Here is a 4,074-nt window from a genome sequence, read left to right on the forward strand (position 1 = left end):
ACGGACAGACACTGAAAATACTGGAGTACCAGAAATGACCAAGATCGCTCTTACCGCCGCCGCCATTCTCGTTGCCACCGGAAGCGCCTTCGCCGGCAGCGACCACTATGGTTCGGATAACGTCAACCAGCCGGCTGCCGCTGTCACCGCGCCTGCCAATGTCGACAACTCCTACACGGCTTCGATCCGCAAGCCGGTCGAGCACAATGGCGCCAAGGCAACGTCCGACGCCCAGCAGCCCGAATCCGGCCAGGGCATCTGGGGCCGCTAATCGCGGACCCGATCGCCAGCACGTCGAACCATCAATCACCAAAACCAGAAATAATTGAAATGACCGGGATCGCTCTCACCGCCGCCGCCATCCTCGTTGCCACGAGCAGCGCCATCGCCGGCAGCGACCACTATGGCTCGGCCAATGCCAATCAGCCGGCTGCCCCCGTTGCCGCTAACATCGACAACTCGTTCACCGCTTCGATCAAGAAGTCGGATGCGGCTGCGGAGAAGCCTGTGACCCAGGGCAGCGACCGGAACCTGTTCGGCAACCGTTGAACGGTCACCGGTTCTCAAGACCTCAAAGCGGCGGGCTTGTCCCGCCGCTCTGTTTTGATCCAGCCGATCGGGCAACTTCCCCCATCAGCGCAAGTCCTTAGGCCGGATGCAATGCGTCAGCCGGGCGTCGCCGAAGTCCAGATTTGCCCAGTCGCCGTTGATGGTGAAACGGGCAAGCGCCGCGGTCGGGAATTTCGCTTCGATCTCTTTGAACACACCCGCATCCGATCCAGTGCCTGCCAGCCGCAACGCGAAGTGCTGCAGGCCGGGGTTGTGGCCAACCACCAACAGGCTCGTGGCCTTGGCCTGTCTGACGCGCGCCAGGATGGTGGCCGCCGTCGCCTCGTAGAGCGTCTCGGCGAATTCCGCCGGCACATGCCTCGGTAGTTCCGCCGAAACCAGCCGCCAGGTGTCGCGGGTGCGCAGCGCCGGCGATACCAGTGCCAGGTCCGGCAGCCAGCCGCGCCGGGCCAGCTTACGCCCTATCAGCGGCGCCGTCTTCAGGCCGCGCGGGCCGAGCGGCCGGTCGAAATCGGCGAGCTTGGGGTCATCCCAGCTCGACTTGGCGTGACGCAGCAGAAGCAGTTGTCTCGTCGGCATTGTTCAGGACCAAGGAATCACGGCGTTGAAATCCTTACCATACCGGCCACCATACTTTGCCCCTGTCGTGACATCAAAGGCTGCCGACGGCATGCCGAAGATGAACAAACCTACACGCTGCTCGTCCTTGTCCCATCGTACGGCAAGATCGGCCTTGGTGATTGACCAGGCACCCGATTGAATGTGGATTGCTCCGATGATCGGCCCGACTGTTTCGCCCCGCACCTCGCACAGGTAGAAATAGGCTGTGGCGTTTTCTGGCCCATCGGCCTCTTCATACTCGAAGACGCCGGCGAGATCGCCTTCGGTGCGGACCGCGCCGTCGAAGATATCCATTGGCTCTCGAATCCTAGAACAGCGTTGAGACATCGCGAGCGCCATGCACAATGCGTACAATTTCGATCCGTCCTTCGGCGAGACGATAAAGGATGAGATAGTTACCAATGGTCAGTGCTCGCGTATCGACCCCGATATCTGGTCTTCGCGGCCCCGATTCGGGAAAGGCGGCAAGCTGAAGGATGCGCTCGGCGATGGCATTCAGAAAATGATCGGCGGCTCGCGGGCTGTCCTCGGCGATGGCAAGCCAGATATGGATAAGGTCATTTTCCGCCGCCGGGCTGCGGATGATCGGCATGCCTGCCATGGGCTATTTCTTGACAGCCTCGACGAGCCGGCTGCGGGCTTTCCGCTTGATGTCCTCGATGTTGAAAGGTGCGAACGGACCGCTTTCCAGTCCCTCGGTCCAAGCCTTGCGGAGCCGTTCTGCTTCGGCCTCGCGCAAGGGCTGGCGCAGCCGCCATTCGCGCAGCGCCTCGCGGATCACTTCGCTCGCCGACCCATATTGCCCGCTGGCCACGGCGCCCTTGACCATGTCCAGCAACTCGGGGGAAAGCGCGACGCTGACTTTCTCGACTGTCGCCATCAAAATGTCTCCTAAAGAGGAAGGTAGCAATATTTGCTACCAATTTCAACGATAACAGTCTTCGAGACGGGCGCTCAAGGCGTGATGCGCGCCAGATGTTCCAGATCGGTCTCCTCGCGCAACGGATCGGGTGCCATCACCACCGACGTGCCGTTGTCGGCATCGTCGGCGAAATGCGCAAGCACGGTGCGGCCGCCTTCCATGCGTGCCTTGCCCTCGGCGACCAGGCCTAGTGCCAGCGGATAGAGCCGGTGCTCGGCCTTGAGCACACGCGCGGCCAGCGTATCCTCATTGTCGCCGACCATCACCGGCACCGCCGCCTGGGCGATGATCGGACCGTCATCCATGTCCAGCGTCACGAAATGCACCGTGCAGCCATGGATGCGCATGCCGGCGCGTAACGCGCGCGCATGCGTATCCAGCCCCTTGAAGGCCGGCAACAGGGCAGGGTGGATATTGACCATCCGTCCCTGCCACTTCTCGACGAAGCGCGCGCCGAGGATGCGCATGTAGCCGGCCAGCGCGACGATCTCGGCGCCGAAGGCGGCCAGCGCGGCATCGATCGCGCCGTCATGTGCTTCCTTGCCGGCATAGTCGGACCGCGAAATCACCTTGGTGGGAATGCCGCGCGCCGCCGCGATGCCAAGTCCGGCGGCATTGGCCCGGTCGGAAATGACACCCACGATCTCGGCCGGATAGGCAGGATTGCTGGCGGCGGCGATCAGCGCGGTCATGTTGGAACCACGTCCGGATATCAGCACCACGGTGCGTTTGCGCGCGTTCATAGGTCGATCGAGCCTCGATAGATCACGCCTGCGTCGCGGCGCGGTACGATGCGGCCGATCGGTGTCACCGTCTCGCCGGCCTCCTGCAAGACGGCGGCGACCTGTGCCGCCTGGCCGGAGGCGACGACGAGGATCATGCCGACGCCGCAATTGAAGGTGCGCATCATCTCTTCGGGCGCCACGCCGCCGGTCTTCGCCAGCCACGAGAACACCGGCGGTACCTCGATGGCGTCAAGGTCGAGTTCGGCCGAAAAATCTTTTGGCAGGACGCGCGGGATATTCTCGGGAAAGCCACCGCCGGTGATGTGGGCCAGCGCCTTGATGCCATGCGTGTTGCGGATCGCCTTGAGGATCGACTTGACATAGATGCGGGTCGGCTCGAGCAGCGCCTCGGCCAATGTCGCCTCGTCATTGAAGGGCGCTGGATCGCTCCATGAAAGGCCGCTGCCGGCAACGATGCGGCGGACCAGCGAAAAGCCGTTCGAATGCAGGCCCGACGAGGCGAGGCCGAGCAGCACGTCGCCCTCGACGATGTCGTCCGTCGGCAGGAGCTGGCCGCGTTCGGCGGCGCCCACGGCAAAGCCTGCGAGGTCGTAGTCCTTGCCATGATACATGCCGGGCATCTCGGCCGTCTCGCCGCCGATCAGCGCGCAGCCGGCCTGCCGGCAGCCCTGGGCAATGCCGCCGACGATCGCGGCCCCCTGGTCTGGGTCGAGCTTGCCGGTGGCGAAATAGTCGAGGAAAAACAGCGGCTCGGCACCTTGCACGACGATGTCGTTGACGCACATGGCGACGAGGTCGATGCCGATCGTGTCGTGCTTGCCGGCATCGATTGCGATCTTCAGCTTGGTGCCGACGCCGTCATTGGCGGCGACCAGCACCGGATCGGTGAAGCCGGCGGCCTTGAGGTCGAACAGGCCGCCGAAACCGCCGATCTCGCCATCGGCGCCCGGCCGGCGCGTTGCCCTGACCAGCGGCTTGATCTTCTCGACCATCAGATTGCCGGCATCGATATCGACGCCCGCCTCGGCATAGGTGAGCCCGTTCTTGCGCTTGGCTTTCTCGCGCTTGCTCATCGGGTGCGCCTGTTCATCACGTTTCCTGCTCGTATGCGGGCTCTTCGCATGAACGGTTTCTGTCCGCAAGGATGACGCACGAATGCGGCAGTTTTGCCCCCGATAAAAGCGGGGAAGGCGGGCGAAGCAGCGATCTCCCCCC

8 protein-coding genes are annotated in these 4,074 nt (G+C 63.4%); 2 read left to right on the forward strand and 6 right to left on the reverse strand.

Annotated elements, in window-relative coordinates; translation table 11 throughout:
• The first annotated feature begins 34 nt into the window (after positions 1-34).
• Positions 35-271: a DUF680 domain-containing protein gene (locus MESS2_RS14205; RefSeq protein WP_008875033.1), complete on the forward strand. Its 237-nt coding sequence runs from the start codon at positions 35-37 to the stop codon at positions 269-271.
• A 59-nt stretch (positions 272-330) separates the two neighbouring features.
• Positions 331-549, forward strand: coding sequence for a DUF680 domain-containing protein (locus MESS2_RS14210; protein ID WP_008875034.1), 219 nt, complete (start codon positions 331-333; stop codon positions 547-549).
• A gap of 84 nt (positions 550-633) precedes the next feature.
• On the opposite strand, the gene MESS2_RS14215 is transcribed toward MESS2_RS14210, so the two are convergent.
• From MESS2_RS14215 to purM, 6 genes are all read right to left on the reverse strand, one after another.
• Positions 634-1,149, reverse strand: coding sequence for a SixA phosphatase family protein (locus MESS2_RS14215; protein ID WP_008875035.1), 516 nt, complete (start codon positions 1,147-1,149; stop codon positions 634-636).
• Positions 1,150-1,152: 3 nt separating this feature from the next.
• On the reverse strand, positions 1,153-1,485 hold the full coding sequence (locus MESS2_RS14220; RefSeq protein ID WP_008875036.1) for a DUF2251 domain-containing protein: 333 nt from the start codon (positions 1,483-1,485) through the stop codon (positions 1,153-1,155).
• Between the two features lie 13 nt (positions 1,486-1,498).
• Positions 1,499-1,783: a type II toxin-antitoxin system RelE/ParE family toxin gene (locus MESS2_RS14225; protein WP_157357712.1), complete on the reverse strand. Its 285-nt coding sequence runs from the start codon at positions 1,781-1,783 to the stop codon at positions 1,499-1,501.
• 12 nt (positions 1,784-1,795) lie between these two features.
• Positions 1,796-2,071, reverse strand: a complete 276-nt coding sequence (locus MESS2_RS14230; protein WP_008875038.1) for a type II toxin-antitoxin system ParD family antitoxin — start codon at positions 2,069-2,071, stop codon at positions 1,796-1,798.
• 74 nt (positions 2,072-2,145) lie between these two features.
• Positions 2,146-2,856: a phosphoribosylglycinamide formyltransferase gene (gene purN, locus MESS2_RS14235; RefSeq protein ID WP_008875039.1), complete on the reverse strand. Its 711-nt coding sequence runs from the start codon at positions 2,854-2,856 to the stop codon at positions 2,146-2,148.
• Positions 2,853-3,932: a phosphoribosylformylglycinamidine cyclo-ligase gene (gene purM / locus MESS2_RS14240; protein ID WP_008875040.1), complete on the reverse strand. Its 1,080-nt coding sequence runs from the start codon at positions 3,930-3,932 to the stop codon at positions 2,853-2,855. The genes purN and purM overlap by 4 nt, the downstream gene beginning before the upstream one ends.
• Between the last annotated feature and the right edge of the window lie 142 nt (positions 3,933-4,074).

This window comes from Mesorhizobium metallidurans STM 2683, assembly GCF_000350085.1.
GTDB classification, from domain to species: Bacteria; Pseudomonadota; Alphaproteobacteria; order Rhizobiales; family Rhizobiaceae; genus Mesorhizobium; species Mesorhizobium metallidurans.